This window comes from Microtetraspora niveoalba, from assembly GCF_001570405.1.
In the GTDB taxonomy this organism is placed as follows: domain Bacteria; phylum Actinomycetota; class Actinomycetes; order Streptosporangiales; family Streptosporangiaceae; genus Microtetraspora; species Microtetraspora niveoalba.
In genome coordinates this window covers 201,476-220,605 of sequence record NZ_BBYM01000011.1, presented here as the reverse complement: position 1 = coordinate 220,605, position 19,130 = coordinate 201,476, and the positions used below count along the sequence as shown (strand labels likewise).

Here is a 19,130-nt window from a genome sequence, read left to right as displayed (position 1 = left end):
GTACGGGGTCTCAGGCGCGCCAGGCGGTGAGCACCTGGTCGATGCGGTCGCGGATCCGGTCCCGCGCATCCTGCCGGGGCACGCCGGCCATCAGCAGCCGGTCGTAGTCGGTGTCCAGGTGACGTACGGAGGCGACGACGGCCAGGGTGACGGCCCGCTCGTCGAGCACCCGCGCGGCGGCGGTCCGGCCCACCCGCCCGCTGCCGCGCAGCCCCGCGTGCAGGGCGATCGCCTCCGCCCGCTCGGGCGGGCAGCCGGGGAACAACCGCCGGATCTCACCGGCCAGCTCGGCCTGGAACTCCACGTCTCCCGCCTCGCGCCGCACCCGGTCCCGCTCGCGGCGGCGGAGCCGTACCTCCTCGTCGGCCAGGCACTGCTCCTCGGCGCGGGCCAGCGCCTCGTCCTCCACGAGGATGCCCTGCCGCTCGAACCGCTTCCTGCGGCGGTTGTACCGGACGACCACCGCCGAGAGCACGCTCTCCTTCTTGGCCCGGCGGCTCAGCGCCGCGTTCCCGGCCGGCAGGAAGACGAGATGGTCCATGTCCGCGCAGGTCAGGCAGTGTGGCCGGTCGTCCTCCATGATGTGGTGCGGTCCGGTGTCGCCGCAGCCGGCGCAGGTCCACGGTTCGAGGGGCACGACGACCGTCAGGTCCGGCGGCCGGGTCTCGCGCTCGGCGAGCCGTTCGCGCCTGGCCTGGCTCAGCTCGGGCGAGAACCAGTGGACCCGGAACGCCCGCTCCAGCTCCTCGTCGCCGTCGACGGTGAAGCGAAGCGGGCGCCGGTCCCGGCCACCCGACACGTACGCGGACTCGCCGGGGACCAGCCCGCGCGCCAGCGCCCACTCCCGGAGGATCGCCACGGCGTCGGCCATCTTGGCCGCGTCCACCGCCGTCACCCGTTCGAGGCTGTCGGCGCGTCCCTGCCGCCAGGTGTCGACGTTCCTCACGTACGACCAGCGCAGCCCCGTGATCACGTCGATCGCCGTCACATGCCCCCGCAGGGTCAGCGCCTCGTGCGCGGCGCGGGCCACCCGCCCGGCCAGCCTGCTCCCCGTCACGCCGTCGTTCCCCGCCGTCCCGTCGTTTCCCACCGCACAAGGGTGCCCCATCCCCGGGCCGTACGGCACGGCCTCCGGCTCGGCGGGATGGGGCCGCGCCTGCGCCCTCCGCGGCCATGACGCACGGCATGGGCCTGGGTCATGACGGCTGCTTCGACAGCGGCCTGATCGCGGAGCGGTAGAGGTCCCGGGCGAGGGCGGTCAGCCGGGTGGACGACGAGCCGTAGGACGCGCCGGCCGGCTGGGTCGTCAGCACCACCATGATGAACCGGTCGCCGATCACGCCGGTGGTGTGCAGCACCGGACGGCCGAAGTCCACCGGGTTGCCGCGCCGGGCGGTCGCCGTGCCGGTCGTGGTGGCCGTGAAGGCGGCGGCCGCCGAGGTCGCGCCCATCGAGGTCCACCTCACCGGGGCCGTGGCCGCCGAGGGGGCGGCGGCGCGGCCGGTCGAGGCGCCCGCGGCGGGTACACACTTGACCGGCGGCACGGAGCCGTACCCGGACCAGCCCTGCTTGACCGCCCACGGACGGGGAACGCCGCGTGGGATGCCGAAATACTGGTCGAAACCGTCCGTCGCGCACTGCCGCGCCTGGCGCAGGTGACCCATCACGCCGTCGCGTACGCGGGGCGCGGCCTTGTCGAGCAGATAGCGGTAGACACGCGCGATGTCGATCGCGCTGATCGCCGTGTATCCCCAGAAGCCCGGTTTGGCGGCGGGTGGCGGGGCGGTGTCGGTCAGGCCGATCTTCCCGGCCATGCGCCGGACGATGTCGCCCTGCCCGCCGAGCCGCCACAGCGCGGTCGCCGCGTCGTCGTCGCTGCCGCGCAGCATGGACGCGAGCAGCGAGGCGTCGCGGGCCGGGACCGCGCCCTTCCGCCGTTCCAGGTAGTCGATCGCGATGAGGATCTTCACGACCGACGCGGACCTGAACCGGTGGTGGACGCGGCGATTCGCGATCACCTTGCCCGCCTGCCGGTCGAAGACCACGTAGCCCGCCGTCACGCCGGACGGCACCCGCACCGGGGGCGGGGCCGCGGAGCGGGTCGGGGAGGGAGCCGGGGCGGACCGGCCGGCGGAGCTCGCCGCCTTCCCGGCGTCCGTGGCCTCTCCAGGGGATGACGTTGAGCGGGATGACGCCGTACGGGGTGACGACGGGGGCTCGGCCGCGGCGCAGCCCGCGCCGAACTGCACGGCGGCCAGCGGGACGGCCAGGGAGACCGCGACCCGTGCGAAGCGCGTGAAGGGGCCGCCCCCGGGGCCGGGAAGGCTCGCCGGGGCGCGGCGGGAGGCCGGCCGCGTCATCGCCGCGGGCGGCGGCCGTCGAGCAGGGGCCGGGACGGGTCCCATCGGGTGCCGTCGGCGGCGTCCTTGCGCCGGCGGGCGATCGCGGACAACGCTTCGAGGACCACCCGGTTGCCGAGGTAGGCCGTGATGTCCGCGTGGTCGTACGGCGGGGCCACCTCGACGATCTCCACGCCGACGACGGGCAGCTCGTAGCAGGTGCGACGCACCGCGTCGAGGAGTTGCCGGGCGGTCAGGCCGCCGGGCTCCGGGGTGCCGGTGCCGGGGGCGTGGCCGGGGTCGCACACGTCCACGTCCACCGACAGGTAGACGCCGTCGCAGTCGTCGAGCGCGATCCCGTACGCCTCGGTGAGGCAGGTGTCGAGACCGCGGTGGACGATCTCGGTCATCTCGTACGAGCGCATCCGCTGGTCGGCCATCCAGTCCAGGATGTCGGGGCCGGGCCAGTAGCCGCGCAGGCCGATCTGCAGGAACCGGTCGCCGCGGATCGCGCCGGACTCGATCAGCCGCCGCATGGGCTGGCCGTGGCCGTGCAGGTGGCCGAACTCGATGTGGCCGGTGTCGGCGTGCGCGTCGAAGTGGATCATGGAGACCCGGCCGAAGCCGTGGTGGCGCGCCACGCCGGTGGCGTCCGGGAGGGCGATGGTGTGGTCGCCGCCGAGGACGATCGGGATCGCGCCGGACGCCGAGATGCGGGCCACCGCGTCCTCGATGGCGCGCAGGCTGCCCTCGACGTCGCCGGAGTACGTCTCGACGTCGCCCGCGTCCAGGACGCGGATGTCGCGCAGGGCGTCGACGCGCATGGCGAGGCTGGGCCGGGTGCCGTCGTGGGCGAGGTAGCAGGTCTGCCGGATGGCGTTGGGGCCGAAGCGGGCTCCGGGGCGGTGGGAGGTGCCGCCGTCGAAGGGGGCGCCCAGGATGACCACGTCGGCGTCGGCGTACGTTCCGGGGTCGTCCAGGTCGCAGCGGTCGACTCCGAGGAAGGTGATGTCGGGGCCGAACATCTGGCCGTAACGGGTCACGGGGGATCACTCCAGGTCAGGGGGCGGGCCGTTCGGGGGGTGACACGGGTGTCGGCTCGTGGGCGGTCTGGGGGGCGGTCTCGTGGGCGACGAGGAACGGGTCGAGCAGGCCGGGGATGCCGGCCGCCGCGATGCCGACCGCCTCGCTCATCGCCACGTCCGACACACGGTAGCCCTGTCTGCCGGCCGCCGTGGTCGCCGTGAGCGTGGCGAGTCCCGCCCGGCGCTGGAAGAACGACCGGGTGACGTTCCAGCCGATGATCCCGTCCCGTTCCAGGGCGACCCGCCTGCGTGCGAGCGACCCCCAGCGGGTGACCAGGTACTCCCGGGTCATCGTGTGCCCCAGGCTCCGGTAGCGGTCGGCGGCGAGCAGCGCCGCGAACGGGAGGAACGCCAGGGCCGCGATCCACGTCCAGGCGGGCGTGCCGGCCCATTCCGACAACGCCAGGAGTGCCGCCACGACCAGGGCGTTCGCGCCGAGGGCGCGGGTGAAGCGCCGGCGCAGCGCGGCGGGCCCGTGCGGGACGAGCGGACCGGTGACGGGCGACGCCTCGTCCGGCGCGGCGGCCTGCCCGGCGGGTCCCGGGACGGGGACCCGCCCGGCGGCATCGGGGGTGAGGATCCGCTCGGCGAGCCGCTCGACCTCGGCGACGGGCGCGGGCGGCAGGAGCAGAGAACCTCCCCGTTGCGCGCCGCGCCCGACCCGCAGGCCGGTGGTCACCGCGATCAGCCGGGCCCCGCGTACGGCACGCAGCAGCAGCGGCTCGCTGACCTCGACGCCGCGCAGCCGCCGCTCCTCGATGGTGGTCGCCCGGGTGGTGACGAGACCCCGGGTGACGTGCAGGGTGCCCCCGGAGTGGCGGGTCAGCCGGAAGCCCCAGAACGACAACACGTACCCCAACGTGGACGCGACGGCCACGAAGACGACGAAGGCGATGACGGCCCCGGCGGCGGCCGTCCATACGGGGATGCCGGTGAACCACTCCCAGCCGTCGCGGAGCGCGCCGAGCCGCATGAGGTCCACGCCGCCCTCGTTGGCGAGCCGCGACAGGAATCCGGCGACGACGCCGACCGCGACGATGCCCGACAGCGTGAACGGGGCGTACCCGATCCACCGCGGCCGGAGCCGGGCCAGCTCGGTCTCCTCCTCCTTCGGGAAGGCGGCCCCGGCCGGCGGGACGGTTCCGACGGCGGGGCCCGCGGCGGTTCCGAGGGCGGGGCCTGCGGCGGTTCCGGCGGCGGTTCCGAGGGCGGTGTCCCGCGCAGGGCTCACAACGGGGTCGGCGACGGCCTCGGGGGCGGGTCCCGGGCCGACTCCCGCGGCGACCGCCGGGGCCGCCGGGCCCGGTGCGGCGGTGAGCGGGCCGCCCGCCGCCGTGGGGGCGAGCTGGCGGTGCAGCAACTCCTCGCGCAGGTGGGCGGCCTCCGCGCTGCCGAGCGCGTCGAGCTTCACCGCTCCGCCGCCCTTCTGGTCGGAGCGGCCGGTGCCGATCTCGACCCGGGCGAGTCCGAGAACGCGGTGGAGGATGTGCGAGGTGACGTCGACGGTGCGCACCCGGTCACGGGGGACCGTGACCACCTGCCTGCGGAACAGGCCCTTGCGCACCTGGACGTGCTCGTCGGTGATCCGGAACGTGGTGGTGAACCAATGGAGCACGCCGATCACGACCATCAGTACCAGGCCGCCGAGGCTCCACAGGTGGCCGGGGACGCCCTTGCTCGACCCGGCCACGAACAGTCCGAGCAGCGCGGGCACCGCGCGCACCGCCACCTGGAACGGGTGAACGATCAACATCCGCGGGCTGAGCCGCCGCCACACCTCACCGGGGGCGACGCCTCCCGAAGCGCCGGCGCCGGGAATGCCGCCGTCCGGCGTGAGGCCGCTCTCGATGACGCCCTCGCCAGTGGCGCCCTCGGCAGCGGCGCCGGGGGCGGCGCCGCCCGTGCGTTCGGCGGGCGTGGAGCCCGAAGGGACGCCGCCGGGCATGGAGGCGTCGCTCATGTGGCGTCACCGGCTGTCGCCTGCGCGCTCGCGGTCAGCTCGTGCACGATCCGGTCCGCTGTCTCGCGGTCCAGGCCGCCGATCTTGATGGGCCCGGCCGCCGAGGCGGTGGTCACGGTGACGTTGGCCAGCTTGAAGAGCTGCTCCAGCGGGCCGCGCTCGCTGTCCACGGTCTGGATGCGCGAGACCGGCGCGATGCGCCACTCCTGCTTGAACCACCCCGACAACGTGTACACGGCCTCCGGCGTGGTCTCCCACCGGTGCACGCGGTATCGCCACCGCGGCATGACGATCAGATGCGCCGCGGCCAGTACGGCGGTGCCGGCGAGCGCCGTGACGCGGAGGACGGCATGGTCGCCTCCGGCCGCCACCATCCAGACGACCTGCGCCGCGGCGACGACCAGCCAGCCGAGGGCCGCCCGCACGGTCCAGTACCAGATCGCGGTACGGCTCACGCGGTGCAGCGGCGGGCGGAGGGTGGGGGTGGTTTGCACATCAATTACTCTGCCAGACCACCCAACGGCGCACGCCCGCCCCCGATCCTCGCTTCTTCAGGACAAATGTCATGTTCGAGGCGGCAGCGTCGGCGTGACCGGGCGGGGGCGGTCCGCGGGGTTCGCCGTGTGCGGCGGCGACATGGCGAGGCGTTCGAGCGCCACGTCGATGGCCACCTCCAGTTGGCTGTCCACCCCCAGCGCGTACTCCTGCGGCGTGATGTCCACCTCGATGTCCGGATCGGTGCCGTAGTTCTCGATCCGCCAGCCGACGTCGTCGAACGCGAACGAGAACTCGGGCTGCGTGGTGACCGTGCCGTCGGCCAGGTGGTGCCGGGGCCAGATGCCGACGACCCCGCCCCAGGTGCGCTTGCCCACCAGGGTGCCGAGCTTGAGCAGCTTGAAGGTGTGGCAGAAGATGTCCCCGTCCGACCCGGCCCACTCGTTCGTCACCGCGACCAGCGGCCCGCGCGGCGACTCCGGCGGGTACGGCTCGGGCACGCCCCAGCGCGGGAAGTCGTACCCGAGGCGGCGGCGCGAGAGCTTCTCCAGCAGCAGGGCGGAGACGTTGCCCCCGCCGTTGAAGCGGACATCGACGATCAGTCCTTCGCGGTCGTACTCGGCGAGATATCCGCGGTGGAACTCGGCGAAGCCGTGCGGTCCCATGTCCGGGATGTGTAGATAGCCGATCCTGCCCCCGGTGCGCTCGTGGACCAGGAGCCGGTTGGCGGACACCCAGTCGCGATACCGTCCCGGCATCTCGTCCGCGAGCGCCCGCACGATCACGGTCCGGGTCGCGCCGTCGCGTTCGACGGTCAGCTCAACCTCCTCGTCGGCGAGGTTGACCAGGAGCTGGTTCGGAGTGGTGTGCACGCCGAGCGGCTGCCCGTTGATCGCGATGACGGCGTCGCCGGGCCGTACGTCGACTCCCGCGCGGTTGAGCGGTGAGGTCGCGCCGGGGTCCCAGCGGTCGCCGGAGACGATCCGCGCGATGACGTAGCGGCCGTCGCGGTAGGACCAGTCGACGCCGAGCTTCCCCTGCCAGTAGTGCGGCCGCTCGCGGTACTCCCCGCCCGTCTCGTACGCGTGCGAGGTGCCCAGCTCGCCGAGCAGCTCCCACAGCAGGTCGGAGAACTCGCCCCGCGTGGTCACCCGATCGACCAGCGGGAGATAGCGGTCATACACCGCCTCCCAGTCGATCCCGGTCATGTCCTCGTCCCAGAAGTGCTCCCGTTGCAACCGCCACGCCTCGCGGAACATCTGCCGCCACTCCGCGTCCGGCGCCACCGAGACCTTGACCCGGTTCAGGTCGATCCACCCGCTCGTACGGCTCGGCGTGTCGTCGTCCGGAGGCTCCTCGCCCGCCTTGAGGACCCGCAGCCGGTCGCCCGCCCGGTAGAGCAGCGTGCTCCGGTCGCGGCCGAGCCGGAAGTCGGTCAGCCCGGTCACGAGGACCTCCGCCTTCTGCTTGGCGAAGTCGTAGCAGCGCAGGGTGGCGGGCCCGCCGAGCATGGGGAACGTCGTGTAGACGACCTTGCCGTCCAGCCCCGCGATCCGGCCGTACCGGCCTTCCGGCACGGGGAAGGCGATGATCCGGTCGGTGAGTCCCGCGGTCTCGATGACCAGGGGCGTCCGGGCCTCCTCGGACCCGCCGCCCGTTTCCGCCGGTGTGTCGGAGAGCGGGCGGGGCTCGGGCACGAAGGGCGACCGCACGTCCGACCGGAGCGCGATCGCGTACGGGCGGGTGCCCAGGGGGAAGCCGAGATCGAACTGGAGCTCGTCGTAGACGGGGCTGAACGCCCGCTGCCCGATGAAGTAGAGGTAGCGCCCTCCCGGGTCGAACGACGGCCGGTGGTCCACCAGCAGCGGCAGCGTCGCCATGAACGTCCCGCCGGTCTCGACGTGGAACAGCTTGATCGCCGTCGCCTGGGGGGAGATCGGGCAGGCGTAGGCCAGCCACGACCCGTCGGGCGACCACTCCGGATCGTCGATCGCTCCGAACAGGCTCGCCTCCACCTCGATGACGCGTACCGCCGGCTCGCCGGGCCCGCCACCCTCGGCCGCCCCGGACCCGACATTCCCGGTCCCCTCGGCGGCCCCGGTCTCAGCCCCGGCGGACTCGGTGGGCCCCGCCTCGGCGGTCCCGGGCTCGGCGGGTTCGGCGGCTTTCGCTTCGGCGTCGGCGGGCGCGGTTCCGGTCCCCTCGGTCCCCTCGGTCCCCTCGACTTCCTCGGCCCCCTCGGCGGACCCGGCCTCGGCGGGCCCGGTCGTGAGGGGGGTGAGATCGACGACGAGCAACTCGTTGCGGTGGTTGGTGATCGCCACCCGGTCACCCGCGGGGCACACGACCAGCTCGCTGATCCGGCCGGTGTCGGCGGAGTCGAGCCGGACCGGCTCCGTCTCGCCGTCCGCCGTCAGGATGACCAGCACCTCGCGGTCGCCGTCGTCGCTCGCCGCCGCGATCAGCCGCCGGTTGTCGTTCAGCCAGGTCAGGAAGCGGTAGCGGACGCCGTCCTGCTCGCCGTGGCGGCGTACCGGCCCTTCCCAGTCGGCGAAGGAGAACGCCTTGCCGCGCGAGGTGATCGCGAGCCCGCTGCCGTCCGGGCTGAGCGTGGCGGTGTCCAGGTACTCCGCCGCCGGGACGAACCTGCGGTTGCGCTGGGTGCGCGAGCTGCCGAGCTGCACCTCGACCTGCCGGGCCTCGCCGTCCGCCGGATCGAGCAGATAGACGGCGCCGTGGGCGTGATAGACGAGGCGGTGACCGTCCGAGGACAGGTTGCGCGCGTAGTAGTCGCCGTGGTCGGTGTGCCGTCGCAGGTCCTCGCCCCGCGGCGTGCAGGAGTAGACGTTGCCGATCCCCTCGTGGTCGGACAGGAAGTAGATCCGGTCGCCGACCCAGCACGGGGAGGCGAGGTTCCCCGGAAGCAGGATGAGCCGCTGGAACGCCCCCCGCCCGGTCGGATCGACCCACAGGTCCCCGACCGTGCCGCCCCGGTACCGCTTCCAGCGCGCGGGATCGGCCGTGTTGCGCCCCAGCACCATGCCGTACCGCCCCTGGCCCGGCACGGGAGTCCCGTACGAGATCGTTCCGGCCGGGCCGTACGGCAGGCGCTCGGGGACGTCGCCGGGGTGGACCCGGTGCAGCCACCGATAGCCGTCGAACGGCTGGCACTCGTCGCTCGCGTAGACGACGGCGCCCGCGGGGTCCCAACCGGTCACGACGGAGCTGGCGCCGTGGAAGGTGATCCGGCGGGTCGCCCCGCCGGCCGCGGGCATGACGTAGACCTCCTCCGGCCCCTCCTCGCGTCCGACGAAGGCGACCCTGGTCCCGTCGGGGGAGAAGCGGGGGTACGCCGCCTCCGCCACGCCGGCGGTGAGCCGGAAGGCGCGGCCGCCGTCCGCGTGCACCATCCACAGATCGTCCTCGCAGGCGAAGACGATCACGTCGCGAAAGACTGTGGGAAAGCGGAAATATCCAGACATGCCGCCTCGCCGAGTGTCGCGGATGTGTCCGGAGGTCACGCCGAACCTGGGCGTGCTTCGCCGGTGCCGGGCGCGGCGTGGCGCGTCCGGGGCCGGGCCCGGATCGTGTGGCCCGGCCCTTCGGTGAGCTATTCGTTCTCGGTCGTCGGCCGTTGGTCCACGGAGCCGCTCGATCCGGACGACTTCTTGGACTGCTTGGCCGAGCGGGCCTGCTTGATGGCCGACTTCTTGGCCTTGCCCGTCGACTTCGCCGCCTTCTTCTTGGGTGTTTCAGCCATTTTTCCCCCGTTTGAGCCTTGATGCGAGCTATCGTGCGCATCAAAGCGATTAATACCCAATCCGGTTATTTGTCACGCGGTGACGAGGTTTGCTGACTCCAGACCGGGCAGAGGTGCGACATGCGACGCGACAACGACCGTGAGCACATCCCCGAGGACGGCATCGGGAGCGGCGCCGGGCGTGACACCGGGCGTGACACGGGGCGTGGCGCCGAAATCGAGGACGAGCCCGACTTCGCCGAGGAGCACACGCCGTCCGACACCGACCCGGCGAACGCGCGGGCCTCGGACGGCGAGCCCGACGAGCGCTGGGACAAGCCGACCGAGGTCTGAGGGAGCAGAGATGACGACCGGAATGATGGGGGTCGACCCCCGGGATCTCGACGACGACGATCTCTTTCGTGAGATGCGTCATCTCCACGAGACCCGGACCGACACCCTCCTGCACGGGTCCGACGACGCGCTGGAGCGCCACACGTCCCGGACCAGGGAACTGGAGGAGGAGTACCTCAAGCGCTATCCCGAGCGGGACGTGGACCCCGAACGTCTGCGCAGCGGGGCCCGGCAGAGGTGAGCGGCTGTGGGCAGGACCGCGACAGGGCCGAGGTCGCACGGGCCCACCCGTGACGGCTCCGGTGGGCCCGTCCAGGCTCCCCGGCCCCTCGCCGACGTGCAGAGCGTCCACGACGACGACATGCGTGTGTACGAGACCGTCGCCGCGCTGAACGTCGACCGGCACCCGGCGACCGTCGCCGAGATCGCCAGGCTCGCCGACCTCCCCGACGAGTTCGTACGGCACAGCCTGGACGTCCTGGTCGCCGACGGGTGGCTGGTACGCCGCCGGGGCGCCTACCTGGTCGGCCCCCACGACTGGGGCCTGGAGTACTGAACGACGTCGGGCACCCCGGCTCGACGTCGACTCCGTCACCGAGACCGGCGAGGGGCAGGCGAGGAGCCGGAGAGAAACGGAAACACGGGCGGGGAGGACTCTGCCAAGGAAGTCTCCCCGCCCGTGGTCATTGGCGGCATCGGGTGTCAGGCGGTGACGAGCCGTGCCGCCACGAACCGTGCCGCTACGCGCAGGCGCTGGCGAAGGCCGTGCCGGCCTCGGTGACCTTCTTGCTGAACTCGGCGACCTTGGTCGCCGCGCCGGAGTCCGACGGGTCGATCTTCAGTTCGGCGAAGGAGTCGCCGAATTTCGTCAGCGCGGTCTGCAGGTCGCCGTCGGCCTTGCCCGCGAGATCCTTGAGCTTGGCCGCGAAGTCCGCGCTCGCCTTGTTGAACCCGTCGAAGTTCGTGCCGGCCGAGGCCATCGCGCCCTGGTAGTCCGTCATCGCCTTGGTCGCCTCCGCGCAGAGGGCCACCTTGTCGGCGCCCCCTCCACAGGCCGAGGTCAGGGCGAGAACGGTGGACGCCGCGACGACGGCGAGGGAGTTCCGGACGATGCTCATTACGTGCCTTCCTGGTGATCTTGACGAGGAGCGACCTTAGGAACGCCCCCTTGCGAGTCGCTTACAACGCGCTTACAAGCGCGGGAGATCGTAAAGTACTGGCTTTGCCAGACCTATGCTTGCGCCCATGACGCGACGACTTGCCGAAGTTGCCAAAAAAGTGGGGGTGAGTGAGGCGACGGTGAGTCGTGTCCTCAACGGCAAGGCGGGCGTTTCGGACGCGACACGGGAAGCCGTCCTCACCGCGCTGGACGTGCTCGGCTACGAGCGGCCCACACAACTCCGAGGGGAACGCGCCCGGCTGGTCGGACTGGTGCTCCCGGAGCTGCAGAACCCGATCTTCCCGGCGTTCGCCGAGGTCGTCGGCGGCTCGCTCGCCCAGCAGGGGTTCACACCCGTGCTCTGCACCCGCACCGTCGGAGGCATCTCGGAGGCGGACTACGTCGACCTTCTGCTGCAGCAGCAGGTGTCCGGCGTGGTCTTCGCGGGCGGCATGTACACGCAGACGGGAGTGGTGCACGAGCACTACCTCAGACTGATCGACCGGCGGTTGCCGACGGTCCTGGTGAACGCGGCCGCGGACCACTGGGAGTTCCCCCGCGTCTCATGTGACGACTCGATCGCGGTCGAGCAGGCCGTGGGCCACCTGCGGGCGCTGGGGCACGAGCGGATCGGTCTCGTCGCCGGCCCCGCCGACCACATGCCGTCCGTACGCAAGCTGGAGGCGTTCCGGGCGTGCGGCGGCGAGCTGGTGGAGCACACCATGCATTCGCTGGAGGGAGGCCACGCGGCGGCGGCGAAGCTGCTCGCGCGGGACGTGACGGGCATCGTCTGCGGGAGCGACCCCCTCGCGCTCGGAGTGATCCGGGCGGCCCGCCGGCAGGGGATGCGGGTGCCCCGGGACGTGTCCGTCATCGGCTACGACGACTCGGCGCTGATGACCTGCGTGGACCCGCCGCTGACCACGATCCGGCAACCGATCGAGGCGATGGGGCGGGCCGTGGTCGAGCTGCTGGTCAACCAGATCGACGGGACCGCCGTCGCGACCGGCGAGCTGCTCTTCGAGCCCGAGCTGGTCGTGCGCTCCTCGACGGCGCGCGTCCGCACCGACGAACGCTGACCGCTGACCGACGAACGCTGACCGCCGACCGCCGGGGCCGTCGGGACAAGGGCGGGCGGCGCCCTGTCCCGTCCCGCCCACCACGCGTCCGTCCCCGCCGCCGGTGTTCCCCACGCCCGGCCCCTGAACGCGGACGAGCATCGGGTGCTCTCGCGCCGCGCAAGCGCACGCAAATTTTTACGCGAATTGTCGTATGCTTGCGCTCATGACGCGACGGCTTGCGGAAGTGGCCAAGAAAGTGGGCGTGAGCGAGGCGACGGTGAGTCGTGTCCTCAACGGCAAGCCCGGCGTGTCCGACGCGACCAGGGAAGCCGTGCTCACCGCCCTCGACGTGCTCGGGTACGAGCGCCCCTCGCGGCTGCGCGGCGATCGGGGGCGGCTGGTCGGCCTGGTGCTCCCGGAGCTGCAGAACCCGATCTTCCCGGCGTTCGCCGAGGTCGTCGGGGGTGCGCTGGCCGAGCGGGGATTCACCTCCGTCCTCTGCACCCGCACCGTCGGAGGCGTCTCGGAGGCCGACTACGTGGACCTGCTCCTCCAGCAGCACGTGTCCGGCATCGTCTTCGCCGGCGGCCTGTACGCGCAGGCCAACGCGTCGCACGCGCACTACGAGCGGGTGCGGGAACGAGGGCTCCCGATCGTGCTGGTCAACGCCGCCGTCGAGCGTCTGCGGTTCCCGCAGGTCTCCTGTGACGACGTGGCCTCCGCCGAGATGGCGCTCGCCCACCTGCTGGCCCTGGGCCACCGCCGTGTCGGAATCCTGCTCGGCTCGCCCGACCACCTGCCGTCCCGGCGCAAGCTCGCCGCGTTCCGGGCGTTCGCCGAGGAGAAGGGCCTGGAGCTGGGTCCCGAGCAGGTCGAGCACGCGATGTTCTCCATCGAGGGCGGCCACGCGGCGGCGGCCCGGCTGGTGCGGCGCGGCGTCACCGGCATCGTCTGCGCCAGCGACGTGCTCGCCCTCGGGGCGATCCGCGCCGCCCGCCGCGCCGGGCTGTCGGTGCCGGAGGACGTCTCCGTCGTCGGCTACGACGACTCGGCCCTGATGAACTGCACCGACCCGCCGCTGACGACCGTGCGGCAGCCCATCGAGGCGATGGGACGAGCGGCCGTCGAACTGCTCGTCTCGCAGATCCGCGCGCTCGCGGTGCCGGGCGACGAGCTGCTGTTCGAGCCCGAACTGGTCGTACGGTCCTCCACCGGCCCGGCCCCTGCGGGCGCGGCGTAAGCCCCCGCACAACGAAGTCCGCCGACGAGGCCCGGTTTGGGAGGCGCCCCGGCGTGGCCGTACGGGGCGTGCGCGCGGCCGAGCATCGGGTCGGATGGGGCGTGAGGCGGGGTCGGATCGAGGGGTGTCGCGGGTTGCCGCCAAGATCCGATCGGCTGTCACTTTTTTGCATCGAGCGCATAGGAGTCTTGCTCTCCTATGCATCGCTTTGTATGTTTCTCGCAAATGTCCGGCTCGTCACCGTCTGATGGGGCGGTGGGCGAGTGGGAGCGCCAAGACGGGTCGTGGTGTGCCGTTCCAGGAGGGAACAACATGAAATCCCGCAACCTCTCGATACTGCTGGCGGCAGGCATCACCCTCACCGTCGCAGCCTGCGGCAGCAGCGATGACGACGCGAAGGGCGGCGGCAGGCCCGCGGCGTCGGCCGGGGCCGACGCCGCGGTCACGATCACGGTCGGCTGCCAGCCGCCGAAGAGCAACCCGAAGGAACGCGCCCAGTGGGACGCCGACGTCGCCGCGTTCCAGAAGCTGCACCCGAACATCACGATCGAAAGCAAGGACCCGTTCCCCTGCATCGTCCCCGAGACGTTCCAGGCCAAGCTGGCCGGCGGGGAGATGGAGGACGTCTTCTACGTCTACTACACCGACGTCCAGCGGATCATCGCCGCCGGACAGGCCGCCGACATCACGCCGTACATCGACACGATCACCACGCTGAAGGACATGCGTCCGGACGTGCTCAGCGTCTTCAAGAGCGGTGAGAAGATCTACGGCGTTCCGCGCACCAACTACTCGACCGGCCTGGTCTACAACCGCAAGCTGTTCACCCAGGCCGGACTCGACCCGGACAGCCCGCCCAAGACGTGGGCCGAGGTCCGGGAGGCCGCCAAGAAGATCGCCGCGCTGGGCCCCGGCTACGTCGGGTACGGCGAGTACAGCGCGGGCAACACCGGCGGCTGGCACTTCACCTCCGCCCTGTACGGCCGGGGCGGCGAGATGGTCACCCCCGACGGCAAGAAGGCCGCCTTCAACAGCCCCGAGGGCAAGGCCGTCCTCGAGAACCTCAAGCAGATGCGCTGGACCGACGACAGCATGGGCACCAAGCAGCTCCTCCGGTGGGAGGACCTGATGCGGATGATGGGCTCCGGCAAGCTCGGCATGATGATCGGCGCCCCCGACGTCGTGAAGGCCGTCAACAACGACTTCAAGGGCAAGTTCGAGGACTACGGCGTGACCTCGCTGCCGGAGGCCAAGTCATCGCTCAGCGGCGGCGACGGCTACATGTTCAACCCCAAGGCCACGCCCGAGCAGATCAAGGCCGGCCTGCAGTGGCTGGAGTTCAAGTTCCTGACGCCCGGCCAGGGCCAGTTCGACTACGAGCGGGCCAAGGCCGACGGCCTGCCGGTGGGGCTGCCCGAGACGGACCTGTACGGCTCGGCCGCACCCGGCGCGAAGATCAACGAGGATCGCAGGCAGTTCGCCACCGTCCCGGTCGATCACTTCCAGTCCTACGTGGACGGCTCGGCGAACATCGCGTTCAAGCTGGAGCCGCCGAAGGCTCAGGAGATCTACGCGGTGCTCGACACGGCGATGTCGGCGGTGCTGACCAGGGAGGACGCGAACATCGACCAGCTCCTCTCGGACGCGCAGAAGAAGGTCGACAACATCCTCGCCAGGTCGAGCTGACACAGGTCGAGCTGACACAGGTCGAGCCGGCACGGGTCAGACCGGCACGGGTCAGACCGACACGAGTCGAGCCGGCACAGGTCGAGCCGTCATCGCGGCCGGCGGGGCGCGGGCAGGCGCCCCGCCGGTCACGCCCGAGTTCCTTCGTTCGTTCGTTCGCATCCGTCGCGTGCGAAGCGCGGCACCGATGCATCCAGGAGATTCGATGACCACAATGTCCGTGCGGGAGCCGCGGGGATCGCGGTGGCGGAACCGGGAGGCGGTGCGCCGCGCCGTGCGCCGCAACCTCACCGCGTACGGCTTCCTCTGCGGGGCGCTCATCTGCTTCGCGTTCTTCTCCTGGTATCCGATGGTCCGGGAGTTCCTGCTCAGCTTCCAGAAGACGAACTTCGTCGGCCCGCCCGAGTGGGTGGGGCTGGACAACTTCCGCACCGTGATGGAGGACTCGGCGTTCGCGCCCGCCTGGATCAACACGGCGCTGTTCACCGTGCTCGCGCTGGTCGCCGGGTACGCCGTGCCGTTCGTGATCGCGCTGGTGCTGAACGAGCTGCGGCACGCCAAGGCGTACCTCAGGTTCGTCGTCTACCTGCCGGTGATGTTGCCCCCGGCCGTCGCGGTGCTGCTGTTCAAGTGGTTCTACGACCCGGGGCCCGGCCTGTTCAACCAGATCCTCGACCTCGTCCACCTGCCCGGGCTGAGCTGGCTCGACTCGACGAGCACGGCGCTGATCTCCCTGGTCATCGTGTCCACGTGGATGAACCTCGGCACCGGCACGCTGATCTACCTCGCCGCGCTGCAGAGCATCCCCGGCGAGCTGTACGAGGCGGCGGAGCTGGACGGCGCGGGACTGCTGCGCCGGGTCTGGCATGTGACGATCCCGCAGACCAGGCTGATCCTCCTGGTGATGCTGCTGCTCCAGATCGTCGCGACCATGCAGGTCTTCATCGAGCCGTACCTGCTGACCGGGGGCGGGCCGGAGAACGCGACCGTCACCGTCGCCTACCTCATGTACCAGTACGCCTTCAGCTTCGGGAACTTCGGCGGCGGCGGCGCGCTGGGCCTGATGCTCATGATCGTGCTGATGGTGTTCTCCGCCGTCTACCTGCGCGTCTCGCGGGACGACCAGAACTGAGAGGGAGTGGCACCGATGTCGAACAGCACGGCGCAGGCGCCCGGAAGGGCCGTCCGTCCCGCCCCGCCGACGTCCGGCGACCCGGGGAGGGGGAGGCCGGGGCGCGGGCTCCGGCGGCGGGGACGGACGGCGGAGCGGCGCGCGGTCCGCGGCCTGATCTCGCCGCACACGCTGAACACCGCACGCGGCCGGACCGTCTACTGGATCGTCCTGGTCACGGTGGTGGTGGTCTTCACCGCGGTCTTCGTGTTCCCGCTGTACTGGATGGTCACCAGCGCCCTGAAGTCCCCGGAGGAGATCGCCCAGATCCCGCCCTCGCTCTTCCCGGACACGATCGACTTCGGCGTGTACGAGGAGGCGTGGGAGCAGCTCGACCTGGGCCTGTTCCTGCGCAACACCGTCGTCTACGCGGCCGGGGCCTGGCTGTTCACGCTGGCCGTGGACGTGTCGGCGGCGTACGCGCTGTCGAAGCTGCGGCCGGTGCTCGGCAAGGCGGTCCTGGCCATGATGTTGTCCACGCTGATGATCCCGCCGATGGTGATCCTGCTGCCCGCCTATCTGACGGTGAAAGACCTGCCGATCCTGGGCTGGAACCTGCTGAACACACCCTGGGCGATCTGGCTGCCCGCCGCCGCCAACGGGTTCTTCATCTTCCTGCTCAAGCGGTTCTTCGACTCGATCCCCCGGGAGCTGATCGAGGCGGCCGAGATGGACGGCGCGACCCCGGCGCGGATCCTGTGGTCGATCGTGCTGCCGGTATCGCGGCCGATCCTCGGCGTGGTCTCCATCCTGGCGGTGGTGAACGTCTGGAAGGACTTCGTCTGGCCGCTGCTCGTCCAGCCCGACACCGACAACATGCCGATCAGCGTCGGCATCTCCTCCCTCTCGGCGCAGATGCCGCAGAACGTGCTCATGGCCGCGCTCGTCATCGCGAGCGTCCCGGCCATCGTGGTCTTCCTGTTCTTCCAGCGCAGCATCATGGCCGGTCTCACCGCTGGAAGCCTCAAGGGCTGACGCGCCGGCGCGCGTCTCGGCCGGCCGACATCATTTGTGTAAGGAGTTGTGTGCAGCATGTCCGGCAGTGCCTCTCGGGGGACGACTCCGCAAACCGAAGGAGAATGGTGGCGCGGCGCCGCGATCTACCAGGTGTACCTGCGCAGCTTCGCCGACGGGAACGGCGACGGCACCGGTGACCTGGCGGGGCTGCGGGCCCGCCTGCCGTACCTCGCCGATCTCGGCGTGGACGCGATCTGGCTCAACCCGTGGTACCCGTCACCGATGGCCGACGGCGGGTACGACGTGGCCGACTACCGGGGCATCGAACCGGTCTTCGGGACGCTCGCCGAGGCGGAGAGGCTGATCGAGGAGGCGCACGGCCACGGCATCCGGGTGATCATCGACGTCGTGCCCAACCACGGGTCCGACCGCCACGCCTGGTTCCAGGAGGCGCTGGCCGCCGGTCCGGGATCGGAGGCCCGCGAGCGGTTCTGGTTCCGCCGGGGCGACGGCGACGCGCCGCCGAACGGCTGGCGGTCCATCTTCGGCGGGCCCGCCTGGACCCGCGTGCCGGACGGGGAGTGGTACCTGCACCTCTTCGCACCGGAGCAGCCGGACTTCAACTGGGACGAACCGGAGGTGCGCGCCGAGTTCCTGGACATCCTGCGGTTCTGGTTCGACCGGGGTGTGGACGGCTTCCGCGTCGACTCGGCCGCCGTGCTGGTGAAGGATCTGGACAGCGTCGAGGAGTCGTACACCGACCACGACGGGGTGCACGACATCTACCGGGAGTGGCGCCGGGTCTGCGACGAGTACCCGGGCCGCGCGCTCATCGGCGAGGTGTGGCTGCCCGATCAGGAGCGGTTCGCGCGATATCTCCGGCCGGACGAGCTGCACACCGCGTTCAACTTCGACTTCCTGTCCTCCGCGTGGGAGGCGGGCGCGCTGCGCCGGGCCATCGACCTGACCCTGGCGACGCACGTCCCGCTGGGCGCCCCCGCGACCTGGGTGTTGTCCAACCACGACGTCGCCCGCCCCGCCACCCGGTACGGCAGGGCCGACACGTCCTGGGACAACGCCGACCGCAGGGACGGCGCGCCGTACGACTCCGAGCTGGGATACCGGCGGGCCAGGGCGGCCGCGCTGCTCGCCATGGCGCTGCCCGGCAGCGTGTACGTCTACCAGGGCGAGGAGCTGGGCCTGCCGGAGGTGGAGGACATCCCGGACGAGCTGCGCCAGGACCCGATGTGGCACCGTTCCGGACACACCGTGCCGGGACGGGACGGGTGCCGCGTGCCGCTGCCCTGGTCGGGTGAGGAACCGCCGTTCGGATACAGCACGGGGGAGCCGTGGCTCCCGCAGCCCGCCGGCTGGAAGGACCTCACGGTCGAGGCGCAGCGGGCCGATCCCGGGTCGATGTTGTCGCTGTACCGGGCCGCGCTGCGGATCCGGCGGGAGCGGCTCGGCGACGGCGCCCTGACCTGGCTTCCCCCGGGCGACGCCACCGGCGACGACAGGGATGACGACAGGGGCGACGACAGGGGCGACGACAGGGGTGACTCGGTGCTCGCCTTCACCCGCGACTCCGGCGTGACCTGCGTCGTCAACCTCGGCCCCGATCCCGTACGGCTGCCGCGGCATGAGGCGGTGCTGCTCGCGAGCGGGCCGGTCGACGGCGACCTGCTCCTGCCCGACACGACGGCCTGGCTGGTCTGACACCGGGCGGGACCCGGTCGGGCGGCGGGCGGCCCTTCGACCGGGCGCGGCGTGGCCGGTGAGCGGTCAGGGGCCCGGCGGGAGGATTCCCGCCGGGCCCCTTGGCCGTGTCGTCATCCGGCCGCGGTGCCCGGGGCGCGGCCCGTACGGGGAAGCAGGGGGAACGCG

The 19,130-nt window shown here is 71.8% G+C and carries 17 protein-coding genes; 9 read left to right on the top strand and 8 right to left on the bottom strand.

Annotated features, from left to right (window positions below; all coding sequences use genetic code 11):
• Positions 1–10 precede the first annotated feature (10 nt).
• From AWQ70_RS12250 to AWQ70_RS38775, 7 genes are all read right to left on the bottom strand, one after another.
• On the bottom strand, positions 11–1,090 hold the full coding sequence (locus AWQ70_RS12250) for a DUF2293 domain-containing protein (RefSeq protein WP_245646923.1): 1,080 nt from the start codon (positions 1,088–1,090) through the stop codon (positions 11–13).
• A gap of 106 nt (positions 1,091–1,196) precedes the next feature.
• Positions 1,197–2,060 (bottom strand): D-alanyl-D-alanine carboxypeptidase family protein, encoded by an 864-nt coding sequence (locus tag AWQ70_RS12245; RefSeq protein WP_218004505.1) that lies wholly within the window; start codon positions 2,058–2,060, stop codon positions 1,197–1,199.
• Between the two features lie 296 nt (positions 2,061–2,356).
• Complete coding sequence (gene speB / locus AWQ70_RS12240) at positions 2,357–3,382, bottom strand: agmatinase (protein ID WP_067174440.1); 1,026 nt, start codon at positions 3,380–3,382, stop codon at positions 2,357–2,359.
• A gap of 16 nt (positions 3,383–3,398) precedes the next feature.
• Complete coding sequence (locus AWQ70_RS12235) at positions 3,399–5,384, bottom strand: PH domain-containing protein (protein ID WP_067174437.1); 1,986 nt, start codon at positions 5,382–5,384, stop codon at positions 3,399–3,401.
• Positions 5,381–5,878 carry a PH domain-containing protein gene (locus AWQ70_RS12230; protein ID WP_218004504.1) on the bottom strand — a complete coding sequence of 166 codons (498 nt, stop codon included), beginning with the start codon at positions 5,876–5,878 and terminating at the stop codon, positions 5,381–5,383. The genes AWQ70_RS12235 and AWQ70_RS12230 overlap by 4 nt, the downstream gene beginning before the upstream one ends.
• A gap of 69 nt (positions 5,879–5,947) precedes the next feature.
• On the bottom strand, positions 5,948–9,361 hold the full coding sequence (locus AWQ70_RS38780) for a S41 family peptidase (protein ID WP_157530024.1): 3,414 nt from the start codon (positions 9,359–9,361) through the stop codon (positions 5,948–5,950).
• Positions 9,362–9,489: 128 nt separating this feature from the next.
• Entirely contained in the window at positions 9,490–9,639 is a 150-nt protein-coding gene (locus tag AWQ70_RS38775) for a hypothetical protein (protein WP_157530023.1), read from the bottom strand.
• A 120-nt stretch (positions 9,640–9,759) separates the two neighbouring features.
• Here AWQ70_RS38775 and AWQ70_RS12210 point away from each other — a divergent pair, with 120 nt between their 5' ends.
• The 3 genes from AWQ70_RS12210 to AWQ70_RS12200 are packed head-to-tail and all read left to right on the top strand — an operon-like array spanning position 9,760 to position 10,528.
• Positions 9,760–9,972, top strand: a complete 213-nt coding sequence (locus AWQ70_RS12210; protein ID WP_067174428.1) for a hypothetical protein — start codon at positions 9,760–9,762, stop codon at positions 9,970–9,972.
• A 10-nt stretch (positions 9,973–9,982) separates the two neighbouring features.
• On the top strand, positions 9,983–10,213 hold the full coding sequence (locus AWQ70_RS12205; RefSeq protein ID WP_067174426.1) for a DUF6158 family protein: 231 nt from the start codon (positions 9,983–9,985) through the stop codon (positions 10,211–10,213).
• A 6-nt stretch (positions 10,214–10,219) separates the two neighbouring features.
• Positions 10,220–10,528: a helix-turn-helix domain-containing protein gene (locus AWQ70_RS12200; protein WP_067174422.1), complete on the top strand. Its 309-nt coding sequence runs from the start codon at positions 10,220–10,222 to the stop codon at positions 10,526–10,528.
• Between the two features lie 184 nt (positions 10,529–10,712).
• Here AWQ70_RS12200 and AWQ70_RS12195 read toward each other — a convergent pair whose 3' ends face one another.
• Positions 10,713–11,090, bottom strand: a complete 378-nt coding sequence (locus AWQ70_RS12195; RefSeq protein WP_067174419.1) for a DUF8711 family protein — start codon at positions 11,088–11,090, stop codon at positions 10,713–10,715.
• 115 nt (positions 11,091–11,205) lie between these two features.
• Here AWQ70_RS12195 and AWQ70_RS12190 point away from each other — a divergent pair, with 115 nt between their 5' ends.
• The 6 genes from AWQ70_RS12190 (at position 11,206) to AWQ70_RS12165 (ending at position 18,962) form a co-directional block, all read left to right on the top strand.
• Entirely contained in the window at positions 11,206–12,210 is a 1,005-nt protein-coding gene (locus AWQ70_RS12190) for a LacI family DNA-binding transcriptional regulator (RefSeq protein WP_444543111.1), read from the top strand.
• Between the two features lie 205 nt (positions 12,211–12,415).
• Entirely contained in the window at positions 12,416–13,432 is a 1,017-nt protein-coding gene (locus AWQ70_RS12185) for a LacI family DNA-binding transcriptional regulator (protein WP_067174539.1), read from the top strand.
• Positions 13,433–13,744: 312 nt separating this feature from the next.
• A complete protein-coding gene (locus AWQ70_RS12180; protein WP_067174416.1) occupies positions 13,745–15,118 on the top strand; it encodes an ABC transporter substrate-binding protein in 1,374 nt (457 codons plus the stop codon).
• A 205-nt stretch (positions 15,119–15,323) separates the two neighbouring features.
• Entirely contained in the window at positions 15,324–16,250 is a 927-nt protein-coding gene (locus AWQ70_RS12175; RefSeq protein WP_067174414.1) for a carbohydrate ABC transporter permease, read from the top strand.
• Between the two features lie 15 nt (positions 16,251–16,265).
• Positions 16,266–17,264: a carbohydrate ABC transporter permease gene (locus tag AWQ70_RS12170; RefSeq protein ID WP_084516899.1), complete on the top strand. Its 999-nt coding sequence runs from the start codon at positions 16,266–16,268 to the stop codon at positions 17,262–17,264.
• A 57-nt stretch (positions 17,265–17,321) separates the two neighbouring features.
• On the top strand, positions 17,322–18,962 hold the full coding sequence (locus AWQ70_RS12165) for a glycoside hydrolase family 13 protein (RefSeq protein WP_067174411.1): 1,641 nt from the start codon (positions 17,322–17,324) through the stop codon (positions 18,960–18,962).
• The last annotated feature ends 168 nt before the right edge of the window (positions 18,963–19,130 follow it).